Below are 16,415 nucleotides of genomic sequence, written 5' to 3' on the forward strand. Positions count from 1 at the left end.
TATGAAAGCATTGCTCGATTTATTTAAGCAAACGCAGGGTGATGAACAGTTTGATGTCATCAAGATTGGTCTTGCATCCCCTGAGAAAATTCGCTCATGGTCTTTTGGTGAAGTTCGCAAGCCAGAAACCATCAACTATCGGACTTTTAAGCCTGAGCGTGATGGCCTGTTTTGCGCCAAGATCTTTGGACCAACTAAAGACTACGAGTGCTTATGCGGTAAGTACAAGCGCTTAAAGTTCCGTGGCGTTATTTGCGAGAAGTGTGGCGTTGAAGTAACGCTTGCCAAAGTACGTCGTGAGCGCATGGGTCACATTGAATTGGCGGCTCCTGTTGCGCATATTTGGTTCTTGAAGTCATTGCCATCCCGTTTGGGTATGGTTCTCGATATGACATTGCGGGATATCGAGCGCGTTCTTTACTTTGAAGCATATGTGGTCGTTGATCCCGGCATGACTCCTGAAGGCGCAATGAAGCGCGGTCAGATCATGTCCGAAGACGAGTACTACGCCAAGACTGAAGAGTATGGTGACGGCGCGTTTACTGCCATCATGGGCGCGGAGGGTATTCGTGACCTCTTGCGCGGTATCGATATCGATCGTGAAGTAGAGACGATTCGTGCTGATCTGAAAGCTACTGGTAGCGATGCCAAGATCAAGAAATACGCTAAGCGCTTAAAAGTGCTTGAGGCGTTCCAGACTTCGGGTATTAAGCCTGACTGGATGATCATGGAAGTATTGCCTGTGTTGCCACCAGAGTTGCGTCCATTGGTGCCATTGGATGGCGGTCGCTTTGCTACCTCCGATTTGAACGACCTCTATCGTCGTGTAATCAACCGTAACAACCGTTTGAAGCGTTTGTTAGAATTGCGCGCACCAGAGATCATCGTTCGTAACGAAAAACGCATGTTGCAAGAAGCGGTTGACTCATTGCTAGACAACGGTCGTCGCGGTAAGGCTATGACTGGCGCTAATAAGCGTCCTCTCAAGTCCTTGGCCGAGATGATTAAAGGTAAGAGTGGTCGTTTCCGTCAAAACTTGTTGGGTAAACGCGTTGACTACTCTGGTCGTTCAGTCATCGTAGTTGGCCCTACATTGAAATTACATCAGTGCGGCTTACCAAAATTGATGGCTTTGGAATTATTCAAGCCATTCATTTTCAATAAGCTTGAAACTTTGGGAATTGCAACCACAATTAAGGCTGCGAAGAAAGAAGTCGAAAGTCAGACTCCAATCGTTTGGGACATTCTCGAAGAAGTGATTCGTGAACATCCAATCATGCTCAACCGTGCGCCTACATTGCACCGTCTCGGTATTCAAGCTTTCGAGCCAATGCTGATTGAAGGTAAAGCGATTCAATTGCACCCATTAGTCTGCGCGGCATTTAACGCCGACTTTGACGGTGACCAAATGGCGGTTCACGTTCCTTTGTCGCTCGAAGCGCAAATGGAAGCGCGTACATTGATGTTGGCTTCGAACAACGTATTGTTCCCAGCCAACGGCGAACCATCTATCGTTCCTTCGCAGGACGTGGTGTTGGGTCTGTACTATGCAACTCGCGACAAGATCAACGGTAAAGGCGAGGGCATGGTCTTCGCTAATATCACTGAAGTTATTCGTGCATACGAGGCTGGCCAGGTTGAATTGGCTTCCCGTGTTGCGGTTCGTATTACTGAGTATGAGGTTGTGGACAAGAAGGCAGAGGGCGATGCGCGTTTTGCTGAGAAGACCAAGATCTATCAAACTTCAGTTGGCCGCGCAATCTTGTCTGAGATTCTGCCTAAGGGTATGTCTTTTGAGGAAATTAATAAGCCGCTGAAGAAAAAAGAAATCTCACGTTTGATTAACACTTCATTCCGTAAGTGCGGCCTTCGTGAAACCGTGATTTTTGCTGATCGTCTCTTACAGTCAGGTTTCCGCTTGGCGACTAAAGCCGGTATCTCGATTGCAATCGACGATATGCTGATTCCAAGCTCTAAAGAGCGCATCATCAGTGAAGCATCTACCAAGGTTAAGGAGTATGACAAGCAGTTCATGTCAGGCCTTGTAACCAATCAGGAGCGTTATAACAACGTGGTTGATATTTGGGGTGCCGCAGGCGACCAAGTTGGTAAGGCGATGATGGACGAGTTGTCACACGTTGACGTACTTGACCGGAACGGTAAAGCTGCGCGTCAAGAGTCCTTTAACTCCATCTACATGATGGCGGATTCTGGTGCGCGTGGATCTGCAGCGCAGATTCGTCAGTTGGCTGGTATGCGTGGTTTGATGGCCAAGCCTGATGGCTCCATTATTGAAACCCCAATTACTGCAAACTTCCGTGAAGGCTTGAATGTGTTGCAGTACTTCATCTCAACCCACGGTGCTCGTAAGGGCTTGGCTGACACAGCGTTGAAGACAGCGAACTCTGGTTACTTGACTCGTCGTTTATGTGACGTTACTCAAGACCTCGTTGTGATCGAAGAAGATTGCGGCGCGACTACTGGTGTAACCATGAAGGCGCTTGTTGAAGGCGGCGAAATTATCGAAGCATTGCGCGATCGTATTTTGGGTCGTGTATGTATCGGTGACATCGTTCATCCAGACACGCAAGAAGTGATTGTTCCGAACGATACATTGCTTGACGAAGATCATGTTGATCAAATCGTTGCATTGGGCATCGACGAAGTTAAAGTTCGTACAGTATTGTCATGCTTAACTCGTTTTGGTTTGTGCGCTAAGTGCTACGGACGTGATTTAGGTCGTGGTGGTTTGGTGAACGTTGGCGAGGCGGTTGGTGTGATCGCTGCTCAGTCTATTGGTGAGCCGGGCACACAGTTGACTATGCGTACCTTCCACATCGGTGGTGCGGCATCACGCGCTTTGGTTGCAAGTAACATTGAAGCCAAATCAAACGGTACTTTGAAATTCTCCGGCACGATGCGTGTTGTGAAGAATGCTAAAGGCGAGCAGATCGTGATTTCACGTTCTGGTGAGGCCTTGATCGTTGACGATAATGGCCGCGAGCGTGAGCGTCATAAAGTGCCATACGGTGCAACACTCTTGTTGAAAGAAGATGCAGCAGTGAAGGCTGGTGCGAGCTTGGCAACTTGGGATCCATTAACACGTCCAATTATTTCCGAGTACGCTGGTATCGCTCGCTTCGACAACGTTGAAGAAGGTGTAACTGTTGCCAAGCAGGTTGATGAAGTGACTGGCCTCTCTACTTTGGTGGTAATTGACGGTAAGCGTCGTTCTGCCGCAAGTAAAGGCGTGCGCCCAGTGATCAACTTGATTGATGACAAGGGCAATGATGTCATGATCGCTGGTACCGATCATCCGGTAAACATTGGTCTCCAAGTGGGCGCTTTGATTACCGTTAAGGATGGTCAAAAAGTTGAAGTTGGTGAGGTATTGGCGCGTATTCCAATCGAATCACAGAAGACTCGCGACATTACCGGTGGTTTGCCACGCGTTGCTGAATTGTTTGAAGCGCGTTCACCAAAAGATGCTGCTGTATTGGCTAAAGTAACTGGAACAGTTTCTTTCGGCAAAGAAACCAAGGGTAAGCAGCGCTTAGTTATTACCGATATGGATGGCGAAGCGAATGAATTCTTGATTCCTAAAGAGAAGCAAGTTCTTGTTCATGACGGTCAAGTTGTGAATAAGGGCGAGATGATTGTGGAAGGCCCTGCCGATCCACACGATATCTTGACTCTCAAAGGTATCGAAGAGTTGGCAATCTACATCGTTGACGAAGTACAGGACGTTTATCGTCTCCAGGGCGTGAAGATCAATGACAAGCACATTGAAGTGATCGTGCGTCAGATGTTGCGTCGTGTTCAGGTAACTGATCCAGGCGATACATCTTTCATCACTGGTGAGCAAGTTGAGCGCTCTAAGTTGTATGACGCAAACGATGCTGCGATCGCTGCAGGTAAGCACCCAGCCCAGTTCGAAAACGTGCTGTTGGGTATTACTAAGGCATCCTTGTCGACGGATAGCTTCATTTCAGCGGCTTCTTTCCAAGAAACTACTCGTGTATTGACCGAAGCTGCAATTATGGGCAAGACCGATACACTCCGTGGCCTCAAGGAAAACGTCATTATTGGTCGTCTGATCCCTGCTGGTACAGGCTTGTCTTACCGCCGTGCACGCAAGGTCAGAGAGCAATTCGAGCGTGATCGCGCTCAAATGATTGCTGCCGAAGAGGAGGCAATGGCTGATATGCCTGTAGAAATAGAGGCTGAAGTGATTGCCCCTACTGGGGAGGCTGATCCAAGCTAATTTGGTTGTTCTGGCCAGAAATGGCCAGTTTTTTCCCATTTGGTTGACGGAAAAGGCTGGCCAGGCTAGAATGCTGAGTTCTACTGATTCAGAAGAGGGTCTTTTTGACCTAGAAATTCTCTAAGTCATTGATTTTCTTGAAGAAAGCAACAAAGAAGTACTAACCGAGCTATTTTATGCCAACAATTAATCAATTATTACGCAAGCCAAGAAGTCGGCTGACCGTTAAAAGTAAGAGTCCTGCGCTGCAAAACAGCCCGCAACGCCGTGGTGTGTGCACACGTGTATATACAACAACTCCTAAAAAGCCTAACTCTGCGCTTCGTAAAGTAGCCAAAGTTCGCTTAACCAATGGTTTTGAAGTCATTTCATACATTGGTGGTGAAGGCCATAACCTCCAGGAACACTCAGTAGTGTTGATTCGTGGTGGTCGTGTAAAGGATTTGCCAGGTGTTCGTTACCACATCGTTCGTGGATCACTTGACTTGCAAGGTGTTAAAGACCGTAAGCAGTCACGCTCCAAGTACGGTGCTAAGCGCGCTAAGAAGGCCGCTTAATAGCAAAAAGTTTTAGTAGTAAGTCTTCGTTTGTCAGACTTTAAAGACAAGTAAGTGGCCGTTCCGTCTAGAGATTGATGTATTTCAGTCCCCAGATAGTAGGACGGCCGGAGCGGGTGATCCATGTGGGCCACCCCTAACTGAACTGAAGGAGTAGTTATGCCACGTCGTCGTGAAGTTCCCAAACGGGAAATCTTGCCTGATCCAAAATTCGGCAATGTAGAAGTAGCAAAATTCATGAACGTCCTCATGTTGGACGGTAAAAAATCGGTTGCAGAGCGTATCGTTTACGGCGCCTTTGATCACATCGAGAAAAAAGCAAACAAAGAGCCACTCGAAGTTTTCTCAACAGCTATGGGCAATGTTAAGCCGATGGTTGAGGTAAAGAGCCGTCGTGTTGGTGGTGCTAACTACCAGGTTCCTGTTGAAGTTCGTCCATCACGTCGTTCTGCTTTAGCAATGCGCTGGGTGCGTGAAGCCGCTAAAAAGCGCGGTGAAAAATCTATGGCTCAACGTTTAGCCAATGAATTATTAGAAGCTGCAGAAGGTCGCGGCGGAGCAATGAAGAAGCGTGAAGAAGTTCACCGTATGGCAGAAGCTAACAAAGCTTTCTCACATTTCCGCTTCTAATCGCACAGCAAAGAAAAGGTACCAACAGTGGCACGTAAAACCCCTATCGACAAATACCGCAATATCGGTATTTCTGCGCACATTGACGCAGGTAAAACAACAACTACAGAACGCGTCTTGTTCTACACCGGTGTTAATCACAAGATTGGTGAAGTACATGATGGCGCCGCAACCATGGACTGGATGGAGCAAGAGCAAGAGCGTGGTATCACGATTACTTCTGCTGCAACTACAACGTTCTGGAAGGGCATGGCTGGTAATTTCCCAGAGCATCGCATCAATATTATTGATACCCCAGGACACGTAGACTTCACCATTGAGGTTGAGCGTTCAATGCGCGTTTTGGACGGCGCTTGCATGGTTTATTGTGCGGTGGGTGGCGTACAGCCACAGTCTGAAACTGTTTGGCGTCAAGCTAACAAGTATCAAGTTCCACGTTTGGCATTCGTAAACAAGATGGACCGTACCGGTGCGAACTTCTTTAAGGTCTATGACCAAATGAAGGCTCGTCTCAAGGCGAACCCAATCTTGATTCAAATTCCAATCGGCGCAGAAGAAAACTTCAAGGGCGTTATCGATTTGGTAAAAATGAAGGCCATCATTTGGGATGAGGCCTCACAAGGTACTAAATTTACATACGAAGATATTCCTGCTGAGTTACAAGCTTCTGCTGAAGAGTGGCGCGAGAAAATGCTCGAAGCCGCCGCAGAGAGCTCAGAAGAGTTAATGGAAAAATATCTCGGCGGCGAAGGCTTGACCGAAGATGAAATCAAAAAAGCATTGCGTCAGCGTACTATCGCTAATGAAATCGTTCCAATGTTGTGCGGAACTGCCTTTAAAAATAAAGGTGTTCAGGCGATGTTAGATGCGGTTGTTGAATTGTTGCCATCTCCATTGGACGTTCCACCAGTTCCATGTGAAGAAGAAGACGGCACACCGACAACACGTAAAGCCTCTGATGATGAGAAATTCTCAGCATTGGCATTCAAGATCATGACCGACCCATTTGTTGGTCAACTCATCTTCTTCCGTGTTTACTCAGGTGTAATGAAGTCTGGCGATACGATCTACAACCCAATTAAGGGTAAGAAAGAGCGTGTTGGTCGTTTGTTGCAGATGCATGCAAATGAACGTGAAGAAATTAAAGAGGTATTTGCTGGTGATATCGCAGCAGCGGTTGGTTTGAAAGACGCAACTACTGGCGAAACATTATGTGATCCAGATAGCATCGTGATTTTGGAGCGCATGGTATTCCCAGAGCCAGTGATCTCTCAAGCTGTAGAGCCAAAGACAAAAGCTGACCAAGAAAAAATGGGTCTTGCTTTGAATCGCTTGGCGCAAGAGGATCCTTCGTTCCGCGTGAAAACTGATGAAGAATCAGGCCAAACTATTATTTCCGGTATGGGTGAGCTCCACTTGGAAATTTTGGTTGACCGTATGAAGCGTGAATTCGGGGTTGAGGCAACTGTTGGTAAACCACAGGTTGCATACCGTGAAACAATCCGTAAGACTTGTGACGAAGTTGAAGGTAAGTTTGTTAAACAGTCCGGTGGTCGCGGTCAATATGGCCACGTTGTATTGAAGCTTGAGCCACAAGAACCAGGCAAAGGTTTTGAATTCGTTGACGCTATCAAGGGTGGTGTTGTTCCTCGTGAATACATCCCAGCAGTAGAAAAAGGAATTATTGAAACTTTGAATTCCGGTATTTTGGCTGGTTACCCAGTGGTTGATATCAAAGCAACATTATTCTTCGGTTCATACCATGACGTTGACTCCAATGAAAACGCATTTAAGATGGCGGGTTCAATGGCGTTCAAAGATGGTATGCGCAGAGCGGCTCCAGTATTGCTTGAGCCAATGATGGCTGTTGAAGTTGAAACGCCAGAAGATTTCATGGGTAACGTAATGGGCGATCTCTCATCACGTCGCGGTATCTTGCAAGGCATGGATGACATTCCGGGCGGCGGCAAGATTGTGCGTGCTGAAGTGCCTTTGGCAGAGATGTTTGGTTACTCAACTGGCTTGCGCTCGTTGACCCAGGGTCGCGCTACCTACACCATGGAATTTAAGCATTATTCCGAAGCACCTAAGAACGTAGCTGAAGCAGTGATGGCTGCTAAAGCGAAGTAATTTATCCACATTATTTTGAATATTGACTAGCTAAAGAAGGCAGACAAAAAATGGCAAAAGAAAAGTTTGAGCGGACAAAACCGCACGTAAACGTTGGCACAATCGGTCACGTTGACCACGGTAAAACGACATTGACAGCAGCGATTGCTACCGTGCTTTCAAAAGCATTCGGTGGCGAAGCAAAAGCATATGATCAGATCGATGCTGCTCCAGAAGAAAAAGCACGTGGTATTACGATTAATACAGCACACGTTGAGTACGAGACTGCAAACCGTCACTACGCTCACGTTGATTGCCCAGGACACGCCGACTACGTTAAGAACATGATTACTGGTGCCGCTCAGATGGACGGCGCAATTTTAGTTTGTTCCGCTGCTGACGGCCCAATGCCACAAACTCGTGAGCACATCCTCTTGGCACGCCAAGTGGGCGTTCCTTACATCGTCGTATTCTTGAACAAGTGCGACATGGTTGACGATCCTGAGTTGTTAGAGCTCGTAGAAATGGAAGTTCGTGAGCTTCTGTCTAAGTATGACTTCCCAGGCGATGACACACCAATTATTCAAGGTTCTGCTAAGTTAGCTCTTGAAGGCGACGAAGGCCCATTGGGTAAAGAAGCCATCATGAAGTTGGCTGAAGCTTTGGATACTTACATCCCAACTCCAGAGCGTGCTGTTGACGGCGCGTTCTTGATGCCAGTAGAAGACGTGTTCTCTATCTCCGGTCGCGGTACTGTAGTGACTGGTCGTATCGAGCGCGGCATTATCAAGGTTGGCGAAGAGATTGAAATCGTTGGTATTAAGCCAACTCTCAAAACCACTTGTACTGGTGTTGAAATGTTCCGCAAATTGCTCGACCAAGGTCAAGCAGGCGATAACGTTGGTATCTTGTTACGCGGTACAAAACGTGAAGAAGTTGAGCGCGGCCAAGTATTGGCTAAGCCAGGTTCGATCACTCCACATACTCACTTTACAGCCGAGGTTTACATCTTGGGTAAAGATGAAGGTGGTCGTCATACTCCATTCTTTAACAACTATCGTCCACAGTTCTACTTCCGTACAACGGACGTTACTGGTTCAATCGAGTTGCCAAAAGATAAAGAAATGGTGATGCCAGGTGATAACGTCACAATTACCGTAAAACTCATCGCTCCTATCGCGATGGAAGAAGGTTTACGTTTTGCGATCCGTGAAGGTGGCCGTACTGTTGGCGCCGGCGTGGTTGCAAAGATTTTGGCTTAATAGTAGTAAAAATATTTAGCGGTTTGCTAACCGGTGACGTCCGTGCTGCGGATGTCACCGAGCTCTTTAGAAATATAACGTGGCAGCACCACAACGCTCTTTGGAATTAATATGCAAAACCAAAAAATTCGTATTCGTCTTAAAGCATTTGATTACCGTTTGATCGACCAGTCTGCAGCTGAAATCGTTGATACAGCTAAGCGTACTGGTGCAGTTGTTAAGGGTCCAGTGCCTTTGCCAACACGTATTGAGCGTTTTGATATTCTGCGTTCACCACACGTAAACAAGACTTCACGTGACCAGTTAGAGATTCGTACCCATCTGCGTTTGATGGATATCGTTGATCCTACAGAGAAAACAGTAGATGCCTTGATGAAATTAGACCTTCCAGCAGGTGTGGATGTCGAAATTAAGTTGCAGTAATTCAGTATTCCCAGTCTTAGCGCTTGCCAAGACTGGGCTTTCGGGATAGAATCTAAGGCTTCGCTTAATTATTTGGGCGAATTTATAGGTTTTATTAGCATTAAAAACGTTGTAAGTTATTGATTTAGAAGTACTTTTACTTGTAAATCACTTAAATTAATTTTGCCGACCAATCGAAGTCGGCGTGGAGCATGAATATGAGCTTAGGCTTAATCGGTCGCAAGATCGGCATGACCCGTCTATTTACGGACGAAGGGGAAGCGATTCCTGTAACCGTAATCGACGTGAGCGACAACAGGGTTGCTCAAATCAAGACCCAGGCAACTGATGGCTATGATGCTATCCAGTTGGCACATGGCACACGTAGAGCTACACGCGTTACCAAATCAATGGCTGGACACTTTGCTAAAGCAGGTGTGATGGCTGGTAATGCACTCAATGAATTCCCGTTGGACGCAGCAAAAATTGCAGAAATGACAGCCGGACAAGTTATTCCAGCTGAAGCTGCATTTACGGCTGGTCAAAAAGTGGACGTGCAAGGCGTAACAATTGGTAAGGGCTATGCCGGTACCATCAAGCGCTATCACTTCGCTTCAGGACGCGCATCACACGGTAACTCACGTTCACATAACGTGCCAGGTTCTATCGGTATGGCGCAAGATCCAGGTCGTGTTTTCCCAGGTAAGCGCATGACGGGCCACCTTGGTGACGTTACACGTACAGTTCAAAATTTAGTCATCGCACGCATTGATGCAGAACGCAATCTCATCATGGTTAAAGGCGCTATTCCAGGCGCCCCAGGCGGTAAAGTTATTGTTACTCCAGCGGTGAAAACACCGCTGAAGAAGAAATAAGGAGAGCGAATTATGGAACTTAAGCTTCTCCAAGATAACGGAACTTTAGGTGCAGGCGTTCAAGCCTCTCCAGAAGTATTCGAACGTGAATATAACGAAGCGTTGGTGCACCAAGTTGTAGTTGCTTACCAAGCAAATGCACGCAGTGGTAACCGCGCACAAAAAGACCGTGAGCAAGTTAAGCACACAACCAAAAAGCCTTGGCGTCAAAAAGGTACTGGTCGTGCGCGTGCTGGTATGAGCTCTTCCCCGCTGTGGCGTGGAGGTGGTCGCATATTCCCGAATTCTCCAGAAGAGAATTTCAGCCAAAAAGTAAATAAGAAAATGTACCGCGCTGGTATGAGATCAATTCTGTCTCAGTTGGCACGCGAAGGTCGTTTGAATGTGGTTGATCAATTCAATCTTGATGCTCCAAAGACTAAAGTTTTAGCTGACAAAGTTAAAGCAATGGGCTTGGATTCAGTCTTGATTATTGTTGATCAAGTTAGCGAGAATTTGTACTTGGCATCACGTAACCTGCATAAGGTTGCTGTATGTGAGCCACAGCACGCTGATCCATTAGCTTTGGTTCAATACAAAAAAGTATTGGTAAGCAAAGCTGCGATCGCGAAAATTGAGGAGTTGCTGAAATGAGCCAAGTCCGTAAAAACGATCACAACTTGATGAAGGTTCTGCTTGGACCGGTTATCTCTGAGAAAGCCACTATGGTTGCAGAGAAAAACGAACAAGTGGTATTCCAGGTTACACGCGACGCTAATAAGAGCGATGTAAAACAAGCAGTTGAATTGCTCTTCAAGGTGCAAGTTGACTCTGTTCAAATCGTGAATCAAAAGGGTAAGCCAAAGCGCTATGGCCGTTTTGAAGGTCGCCGTGACCACACCAAGAAGGCCTACGTCAGTTTGAAGCCAGGTCAAGAAATTAACTTTGAAGCGGAGGCGAATTAATCATGCCTTTGATGAAGACAAAACCGACCTCACCAGGTCGTCGCTCAATGGTCAAGGTGGTAAATCCTGACCTGCATAAAGGTAAACCTTTTGCAGCGTTGGTAGAGCCACAGTTCCAAAAAGCAGGTCGTAATAATAATGGTCACATCACTACCCGTCATAAGGGTGGTGGTCATAAGCATCACTATCGTGTTGTTGATTTCAAGCGCAACGATAAAGACGGTATTCCGGCAAAAGTTGAACGCTTGGAATACGACCCAAACCGTAGTGCAAATATTGCATTGATCGTGTTTGCGGATGGTGAGCGTCGTTACATCCTTGCTGCAAAAGGCATGACTGTTGGTCAGGCATTGATGAGCGGTTCAGAAGCCCCAATCAAGTCTGGTAACAATTTGCCAATTCGCAATATTCCAGTTGGTAGCACGATTCACTGTGTAGAGATGTTGCCTGGCAAAGGTGCGCAAATTGCACGCTCTGCTGGTGGCTCTGCAGTACTGCTAGCCCGTGAAGGCGTATACGCTCAGGTGCGTTTGCGTTCTGGTGAAGTACGTCGTATTTTGATCGATTGCCGCGCCACTATTGGTGAAGTTGGTAATGAAGAGCACAGCTTGCGTCAAATTGGTAAAGCTGGTGCAAATCGCTGGCGTGGTATTCGCCCAACCGTACGCGGTGTGGCAATGAACCCAGTAGATCACCCACACGGTGGTGGTGAAGGTAGAACTGGCGAAGGCCGTGTACCTGTATCCCCATGGGGCACACCAACCAAAGGTTATCGTACACGTCGCAATAAGCGTACAACTTCGATGATCGTTCAACGTCGTCAAAAACGTTAAGCGATAAGGATAAATAGATATGACACGTTCAGCTAAAAAAGGCCCATTTTGCGACGCCAGCTTAGTAAAAAAAGTTGAAGTTGCACAAGCCAACAAAGACAAAAAGCCGATTAAAACTTGGTCACGCCGTTCAACAATCCTCCCAGACTTTATTGGTCTGACGATTGCTGTGCATAACGGTCGTCAACACGTTCCGGTATATGTATCAGAAAACATGGTGGGTCATAAGTTAGGCGAATTTGCCTTGACCCGTACTTTCAAAGGTCACGCTGCTGACAAGAAAGTAACGAAGAAGTAAGGGGATGATGATGGAAGTTAAAGCTATTCACAAGGGCGCCCGCATTTCTGCGCAAAAGACACGTTTGGTCGCTGATCAAATCCGTGGTTTGCCAATTGCTCGCGCTATGAACATTTTGAATTTCAGCCCCAAGAAAGCTGCCTTCATTGTGAAAAAAGTGGTTGAGTCTGCAATGGCCAATGCTGAACACAATAAGGGCGCTGATATTGATGAGCTCAAGGTTTCAACAATTATTGTTGATAAAGGTACTTCCTTGAAGCGCTTCACAGCACGCGCTAAGGGTCGTGGTAATCAAATCGAAAAACAAACATGTCACATTACCGTGACCTTGAGTAACTAAGGAAAGATATGGGACAAAAGATAAACCCAACCGGATTCCGACTCGCGGTAACGAAGAACTGGACATCACGCTGGTATGCAAACAATGTTGACTTCTCTAAGATGCTTAAAGAGGACGTAGATGTCCGTCTTTATCTCAAGAAGAAGTTAAAAAATGCATCAGTTAGTAAGGTAGTAATCGAGCGACCTGCAAAGAACGCACGTATCACTATTTATAGCTCACGCCCAGGCGTTGTAATCGGTAAAAAGGGTGAAGATATTGAAGTACTCCGTCGCGAATTACAAAAGCGTATGGGTGTTCCAGTTCACGTGAATATCGAAGAAATTCGTAAGCCTGAAGTTGATGCTCAATTGATTGCTGATTCAATTACACAGCAGCTTGAAAAGCGCATTATGTTCCGCCGCGCAATGAAGCGCGCAATGCAAAATGCAATGCGTCTTGGCGCACAAGGGATCAAGATCATGTCTTCTGGTCGCTTAAACGGCGCAGAAATTGCTCGTCGCGAATGGTACCGTGAAGGTCGCGTTCCACTTCATACATTGAAGGCTGATATTGATTACGCCACTTCAGAAGCGGAAACAACATACGGCATCATCGGTGTAAAAGTCTGGGTTTACAAGGGCGATACATTGGGTCGTGGTGCTGATGCTGCAGCAGTTGTAGCAGAGCCAGCAGCCGAAGAGAAGAAGCCACGTCGCGCACCATCTAAAACAGCTGCTCGCAAACCAGCAGGTGAAGACAAGCCATTAGTGGCTGCTAAACCGGCGGTGAAGCGTGTACGCAAAGTCGTAGAAGCTACAGCTGATACGCAGAAGTCAGGAGAGTAAGCATGCTACAACCAAAGCGTCGTAAGTATCGCAAGGAACAAAAAGGTCGCAATACTGGCGTGGCAACACGTGGTAGTTCAGTAGCCTTTGGTGACTTTGGCTTGAAAGCCGTTGGTCGCGGTCGTTTGACAGCGCGTCAGATTGAATCTGCACGACGCGCAATGACCCGTCACATTAAGCGTGGTGGACGTATCTGGATCCGAATTTTCCCAGATAAGCCGATTTCACAAAAACCAGCTGAAGTACGTATGGGTAACGGTAAAGGTAATCCAGAGTACTACGTAGCTGAAATTCAACCGGGCAAAGTACTGTACGAGATGGACGGTGTTGATGAGCAATTGGCGCGTGAAGCATTCAAGCTTGCTGCTGCTAAGTTGCCACTGCAAACCACTTTCGTGATTCGCCACTTAGGTTGATCGGGATAGAGATTATGAAAAAGACAGAATTAGCATCTAAAGATCTGGTTGCCTTGAATGCAGAATTAACAGAGTTATTGAAGACAGGCTTCAAACTCCGTATGCAAAAAGGCACACAGCAACTCACTAATACCAGCCAATTGGGTAAGAATAAGCGCGACATCGCTCGTGTAAAGACTTTCATTACCCAAAAAACTGCACAGAAATAAGGAAAAAGGGATATGACAGAATTATCTAAACCCTTGCGCCGCACCCTGGTGGGTCGTGTCGTTAGCGACAAAATGCAAAAAACTGTGACTGTGCTAGTTGAGCGCCAAGTAAAACATGCGCTTTATGGCAAATATGTTGGACAGTCCAAAAAATACCACGCTCATGACGAAGCTGGTCAATACAAGATGGGTGATACCGTTGAAATTGCTGAATCTAAGCCAATTTCACGCACTAAATCTTGGGTAGTGACCCGTTTAGTAGAGGCTTCAAAGGGTATTTAAAGAAATATTAGGGATTTTGGCGAACTTTCTTGCCAAATCCCTGTTTTGCGTAGTAGAATAGAAGGCTTCTCTGGTTTTATTGGGAGAAGCAGTGTTTTTTCATTAATTCCGGGTTTTAGCTTTCGTTAAAGCCCATAGACGGAACCAAGACTGTTTGCCTTTGGCCAACAAGTTGGGGATTAGAAAATGATTCAGACCGAAAGTAGATTACAGGTCGCCGATAACACAGGCGCCAGTGAAGTTTTGTGCATCAAGGTATTGGGCGGCTCTAAGCGTCGTTACGCCAGTATTGGTGATGTCATCAAAGTTAGCGTGAAATCCGCTGCTCCACGTGGCCGTGTAAAAAAAGGTGATATTTACAACGCCGTAGTAGTGAGAACTGCTAAAGGTGTTCGCCGTCCAGATGGTTCATTGATTAAATTCGATGCAAACGCTGCGGTATTGCTCAACGCTAAGTTAGAGCCAATTGGCACACGTATCTTTGGACCAGTCACACGCGAACTGCGTACTGAGAAGTTCATGAAGATCGTTTCTCTCGCCCCCGAAGTTATTTAAGAGGCTGATATGAAAAAGATTCGTAAAGGTGATTCCGTAGTTCTGTTGACTGGCCGCGATAAAGGCAAGCAAGGAACTGTTACAGCCGTTCTCGAGAACAAGTTAGTTATCGAGGGCGTGAATATTTATAAAAAGAGCGTTAAGCCAAATCCTGCAGCTGGTGTTACTGGCGGCATGATTGACAAGACGATGCCTGTTCACATTTCTAATGTGGCTTTGGTTGACGGTAACGGCAAACCATCACGTGTTGGTATCAAACTCGTTGACGGTAAAAAACAGCGTTTCCTCAAAACCACTGGCGCAACTTTAAGCGCATAAGGGGCAGGGAGAAATTATGAGCACACGTTTTCAAGAACATTATCAATCTAAAGTTGTTGCAGATTTGATTGCCAAGTTTGGTTACAAGTCTGTAATGGAGGTTCCACGTATCACTAAGGTAACCCTGAATATGGGTTTAGGCGATGCTGTGAACGACAAGAAAATTATCGAAAATGCAGTTGGTGATTTGACTAAAGTTGCAGGCCAAAAGCCAGTAGTAACTAAAGCTAAAAAAGCGATTGCAGGCTTCAAAATTCGTCAAGGCTACCCAATCGGTGCCATGGTCACATTGCGTGGTGCACGCATGTACGAATTCTTGGATCGTTTCGTTACTGTTGCATTGCCACGCGTACGCGACTTCCGCGGTATCTCTGGTAAAGCATTTGACGGCCGTGGTAACTACAACATTGGCGTTAAAGAGCAGATCATTTTCCCTGAAATCGAATACGACAAAATTGATGCCCTTCGTGGTCTCAATATCAGTATTACGACGACCGCTAAGACTGACGAAGAAGCAAAAGCTTTGTTAGCAGCGTTCAAATTCCCTTTCCGCAATTAAGAGGCTAACGTGGCAAAACTATCCCTAATTGAGCGCGAGAATAAGCGCGCAAAAACTGTAGAGAAGTACGCTGTAAAGCGTGCTGAACTCAAGGCAATCATCGCTGATCAATCACGCAGCGATGAAGAGCGCTATGAAGCTCGCTTGAAGCTACAGGCACTTCCACGTAACGCAAGCCCGATTCGTCAAAGAAATCGTTGTTCATTAACCGGTCGTCCACGTGGCACATTCCGTAAGTTCGGTTTGGCTCGTAGCAAGATTCGTGAAATCGCCTTCCGTGGCGAAATCCCCGGTTTAACCAAGGCCAGCTGGTAAGCGGCGAAAGAATTAGGAGAACTCATGAGTATCAGCGATCCAATCGCCGACATGTTGACCCGGATCCGCAATGCGCAAGCAGTGCAGAAACCAGTAGTCATGATGCCGTCGTCAAAAGTTAAAGTAGCTATTGCAAAAGTCTTGCAGGATGAAGGCTATATCGATAGTTTTGAAATCAAAGGTGAGGCAGCTAAGCCAGTGCTACACATTGAACTCAAATACTATGCAGGCCGTCCTGTTATTGAGCGTATTGACCGTGTTTCAACACCAAGTCTGCGCATCTATAAAGGCCGCCACGACATTCCAGAAGTAATGAATGGCTTAGGCATTGCAATTATTTCAACCCCACAAGGCGTAATGACAGACCGCAAAGCACGTGCAAACGGCGTTGGTGGCGAAGTTATTTGCTACGTCGCGTAA

Annotated in this window: 21 protein-coding genes; all 21 read left to right on the top strand. The window is 46.6% G+C overall.

The genetic code is table 11. The annotated features are described in order from the left end of the window. Position 1 precedes the first annotated feature (1 nt). The 21 genes from rpoC (at position 2) to rpsH (ending at position 16,415) form a co-directional block, all read left to right on the top strand. On the top strand, positions 2 to 4,264 hold the full coding sequence (gene rpoC / locus AOB49_RS01390) for a DNA-directed RNA polymerase subunit beta' (RefSeq protein ID WP_062307028.1): 4,263 nt from the start codon (positions 2 to 4) through the stop codon (positions 4,262 to 4,264). 176 nt (positions 4,265 to 4,440) lie between these two features. After that, positions 4,441 to 4,821, top strand: a complete 381-nt coding sequence (gene rpsL, locus AOB49_RS01395) for a 30S ribosomal protein S12 (RefSeq protein WP_062307031.1) — start codon at positions 4,441 to 4,443, stop codon at positions 4,819 to 4,821. 159 nt (positions 4,822 to 4,980) lie between these two features. Next, a complete protein-coding gene (gene rpsG, locus AOB49_RS01400) occupies positions 4,981 to 5,451 on the top strand; it encodes a 30S ribosomal protein S7 (RefSeq protein ID WP_015420229.1) in 471 nt (156 codons plus the stop codon). Positions 5,452 to 5,478: 27 nt separating this feature from the next. After that, positions 5,479 to 7,581: an elongation factor G gene (gene fusA / locus AOB49_RS01405; RefSeq protein WP_062307034.1), complete on the top strand. Its 2,103-nt coding sequence runs from the start codon at positions 5,479 to 5,481 to the stop codon at positions 7,579 to 7,581. 50 nt (positions 7,582 to 7,631) lie between these two features. After that, on the top strand, positions 7,632 to 8,822 hold the full coding sequence (gene tuf, locus AOB49_RS01410) for an elongation factor Tu (protein ID WP_062307010.1): 1,191 nt from the start codon (positions 7,632 to 7,634) through the stop codon (positions 8,820 to 8,822). A gap of 111 nt (positions 8,823 to 8,933) precedes the next feature. Beyond that, positions 8,934 to 9,245, top strand: coding sequence for a 30S ribosomal protein S10 (gene rpsJ / locus AOB49_RS01415; RefSeq protein ID WP_011901899.1), 312 nt, complete (start codon positions 8,934 to 8,936; stop codon positions 9,243 to 9,245). 197 nt (positions 9,246 to 9,442) lie between these two features. Then, positions 9,443 to 10,099: a 50S ribosomal protein L3 gene (rplC, locus tag AOB49_RS01420; RefSeq protein WP_062307329.1), complete on the top strand. Its 657-nt coding sequence runs from the start codon at positions 9,443 to 9,445 to the stop codon at positions 10,097 to 10,099. A gap of 12 nt (positions 10,100 to 10,111) precedes the next feature. Then, the gene (gene rplD / locus AOB49_RS01425) at positions 10,112 to 10,732 is read left to right on the top strand and encodes a 50S ribosomal protein L4 (RefSeq protein WP_015420233.1); all 621 of its coding nucleotides are present in this window, start codon (positions 10,112 to 10,114) and stop codon (positions 10,730 to 10,732) included. Continuing rightward, positions 10,729 to 11,043 carry a 50S ribosomal protein L23 gene (gene rplW / locus AOB49_RS01430; protein ID WP_046329378.1) on the top strand — a complete coding sequence of 105 codons (315 nt, stop codon included), beginning with the start codon at positions 10,729 to 10,731 and terminating at the stop codon, positions 11,041 to 11,043. The genes rplD and rplW overlap by 4 nt, the downstream gene beginning before the upstream one ends. 2 nt (positions 11,044 to 11,045) lie before the next feature. After that, positions 11,046 to 11,876, top strand: coding sequence for a 50S ribosomal protein L2 (gene rplB, locus AOB49_RS01435; protein WP_062307036.1), 831 nt, complete (start codon positions 11,046 to 11,048; stop codon positions 11,874 to 11,876). Between the two features lie 19 nt (positions 11,877 to 11,895). Beyond that, positions 11,896 to 12,174: a 30S ribosomal protein S19 gene (gene rpsS / locus AOB49_RS01440; RefSeq protein WP_011901904.1), complete on the top strand. Its 279-nt coding sequence runs from the start codon at positions 11,896 to 11,898 to the stop codon at positions 12,172 to 12,174. Between the two features lie 7 nt (positions 12,175 to 12,181). Beyond that, a complete protein-coding gene (gene rplV / locus AOB49_RS01445) occupies positions 12,182 to 12,514 on the top strand; it encodes a 50S ribosomal protein L22 (protein WP_215300499.1) in 333 nt (110 codons plus the stop codon). 8 nt (positions 12,515 to 12,522) lie between these two features. Continuing rightward, positions 12,523 to 13,341 carry a 30S ribosomal protein S3 gene (rpsC, locus tag AOB49_RS01450; RefSeq protein WP_062307041.1) on the top strand — a complete coding sequence of 273 codons (819 nt, stop codon included), beginning with the start codon at positions 12,523 to 12,525 and terminating at the stop codon, positions 13,339 to 13,341. A gap of 2 nt (positions 13,342 to 13,343) precedes the next feature. Then, positions 13,344 to 13,757 (top strand): 50S ribosomal protein L16, encoded by a 414-nt coding sequence (gene rplP, locus AOB49_RS01455; RefSeq protein ID WP_011901907.1) that lies wholly within the window; start codon positions 13,344 to 13,346, stop codon positions 13,755 to 13,757. Positions 13,758 to 13,771: 14 nt separating this feature from the next. Next, positions 13,772 to 13,966 (top strand): 50S ribosomal protein L29, encoded by a 195-nt coding sequence (gene rpmC, locus AOB49_RS01460; RefSeq protein ID WP_062307044.1) that lies wholly within the window; start codon positions 13,772 to 13,774, stop codon positions 13,964 to 13,966. A 12-nt stretch (positions 13,967 to 13,978) separates the two neighbouring features. Further along, positions 13,979 to 14,248 (top strand): 30S ribosomal protein S17, encoded by a 270-nt coding sequence (gene rpsQ, locus AOB49_RS01465; RefSeq protein ID WP_015420240.1) that lies wholly within the window; start codon positions 13,979 to 13,981, stop codon positions 14,246 to 14,248. A gap of 186 nt (positions 14,249 to 14,434) precedes the next feature. Further along, positions 14,435 to 14,803: a 50S ribosomal protein L14 gene (gene rplN / locus AOB49_RS01470; protein ID WP_011901910.1), complete on the top strand. Its 369-nt coding sequence runs from the start codon at positions 14,435 to 14,437 to the stop codon at positions 14,801 to 14,803. Between the two features lie 9 nt (positions 14,804 to 14,812). Further along, positions 14,813 to 15,121, top strand: a complete 309-nt coding sequence (gene rplX / locus AOB49_RS01475; RefSeq protein ID WP_015420242.1) for a 50S ribosomal protein L24 — start codon at positions 14,813 to 14,815, stop codon at positions 15,119 to 15,121. 16 nt (positions 15,122 to 15,137) lie between these two features. Beyond that, the gene (gene rplE, locus AOB49_RS01480; protein WP_062307046.1) at positions 15,138 to 15,680 is read left to right on the top strand and encodes a 50S ribosomal protein L5; all 543 of its coding nucleotides are present in this window, start codon (positions 15,138 to 15,140) and stop codon (positions 15,678 to 15,680) included. A gap of 9 nt (positions 15,681 to 15,689) precedes the next feature. Next, positions 15,690 to 15,995 (top strand): 30S ribosomal protein S14, encoded by a 306-nt coding sequence (gene rpsN, locus AOB49_RS01485; RefSeq protein ID WP_011901913.1) that lies wholly within the window; start codon positions 15,690 to 15,692, stop codon positions 15,993 to 15,995. A gap of 24 nt (positions 15,996 to 16,019) precedes the next feature. After that, positions 16,020 to 16,415: a 30S ribosomal protein S8 gene (gene rpsH / locus AOB49_RS01490; protein ID WP_062307049.1), complete on the top strand. Its 396-nt coding sequence runs from the start codon at positions 16,020 to 16,022 to the stop codon at positions 16,413 to 16,415.

The sequence above is a fragment of the Polynucleobacter sinensis genome (genome assembly GCF_001595985.1).
Taxonomy (GTDB): domain Bacteria; phylum Pseudomonadota; class Gammaproteobacteria; order Burkholderiales; family Burkholderiaceae; genus Polynucleobacter; species Polynucleobacter sinensis.

Excerpts from the sequence above, each read along its gene's own strand:
- rpoC (WP_062307028.1), top strand. The coding sequence starts at position 2 with ATGAAAGCATTGCTCGATTTATTTAAGCAAACGCAGGGTGATGAACAG.
- rpsL (WP_062307031.1), top strand. The coding sequence starts at position 4,441 with ATGCCAACAATTAATCAATTATTACGCAAGCCAAGAAGTCGGCTGACC.
- rpsG (WP_015420229.1), top strand. The coding sequence starts at position 4,981 with ATGCCACGTCGTCGTGAAGTTCCCAAACGGGAAATCTTGCCTGATCCA.
- tuf (WP_062307010.1), top strand. The coding sequence starts at position 7,632 with ATGGCAAAAGAAAAGTTTGAGCGGACAAAACCGCACGTAAACGTTGGC.
- rpsJ (WP_011901899.1), top strand. The coding sequence starts at position 8,934 with ATGCAAAACCAAAAAATTCGTATTCGTCTTAAAGCATTTGATTACCGT.
- rplC (WP_062307329.1), top strand. The coding sequence starts at position 9,443 with ATGAGCTTAGGCTTAATCGGTCGCAAGATCGGCATGACCCGTCTATTT.
- rplD (WP_015420233.1), top strand. The coding sequence starts at position 10,112 with ATGGAACTTAAGCTTCTCCAAGATAACGGAACTTTAGGTGCAGGCGTT.
- rplW (WP_046329378.1), top strand. The coding sequence starts at position 10,729 with ATGAGCCAAGTCCGTAAAAACGATCACAACTTGATGAAGGTTCTGCTT.
- rplB (WP_062307036.1), top strand. The coding sequence starts at position 11,046 with ATGCCTTTGATGAAGACAAAACCGACCTCACCAGGTCGTCGCTCAATG.
- rpsS (WP_011901904.1), top strand. The coding sequence starts at position 11,896 with ATGACACGTTCAGCTAAAAAAGGCCCATTTTGCGACGCCAGCTTAGTA.
- rplV (WP_215300499.1), top strand. The coding sequence starts at position 12,182 with ATGATGGAAGTTAAAGCTATTCACAAGGGCGCCCGCATTTCTGCGCAA.
- rpsC (WP_062307041.1), top strand. The coding sequence starts at position 12,523 with ATGGGACAAAAGATAAACCCAACCGGATTCCGACTCGCGGTAACGAAG.
- rplP (WP_011901907.1), top strand. The coding sequence starts at position 13,344 with ATGCTACAACCAAAGCGTCGTAAGTATCGCAAGGAACAAAAAGGTCGC.
- rpmC (WP_062307044.1), top strand. The coding sequence starts at position 13,772 with ATGAAAAAGACAGAATTAGCATCTAAAGATCTGGTTGCCTTGAATGCA.
- rpsQ (WP_015420240.1), top strand. The coding sequence starts at position 13,979 with ATGACAGAATTATCTAAACCCTTGCGCCGCACCCTGGTGGGTCGTGTC.
- rplN (WP_011901910.1), top strand. The coding sequence starts at position 14,435 with ATGATTCAGACCGAAAGTAGATTACAGGTCGCCGATAACACAGGCGCC.
- rplX (WP_015420242.1), top strand. The coding sequence starts at position 14,813 with ATGAAAAAGATTCGTAAAGGTGATTCCGTAGTTCTGTTGACTGGCCGC.
- rplE (WP_062307046.1), top strand. The coding sequence starts at position 15,138 with ATGAGCACACGTTTTCAAGAACATTATCAATCTAAAGTTGTTGCAGAT.
- rpsH (WP_062307049.1), top strand. The coding sequence starts at position 16,020 with ATGAGTATCAGCGATCCAATCGCCGACATGTTGACCCGGATCCGCAAT.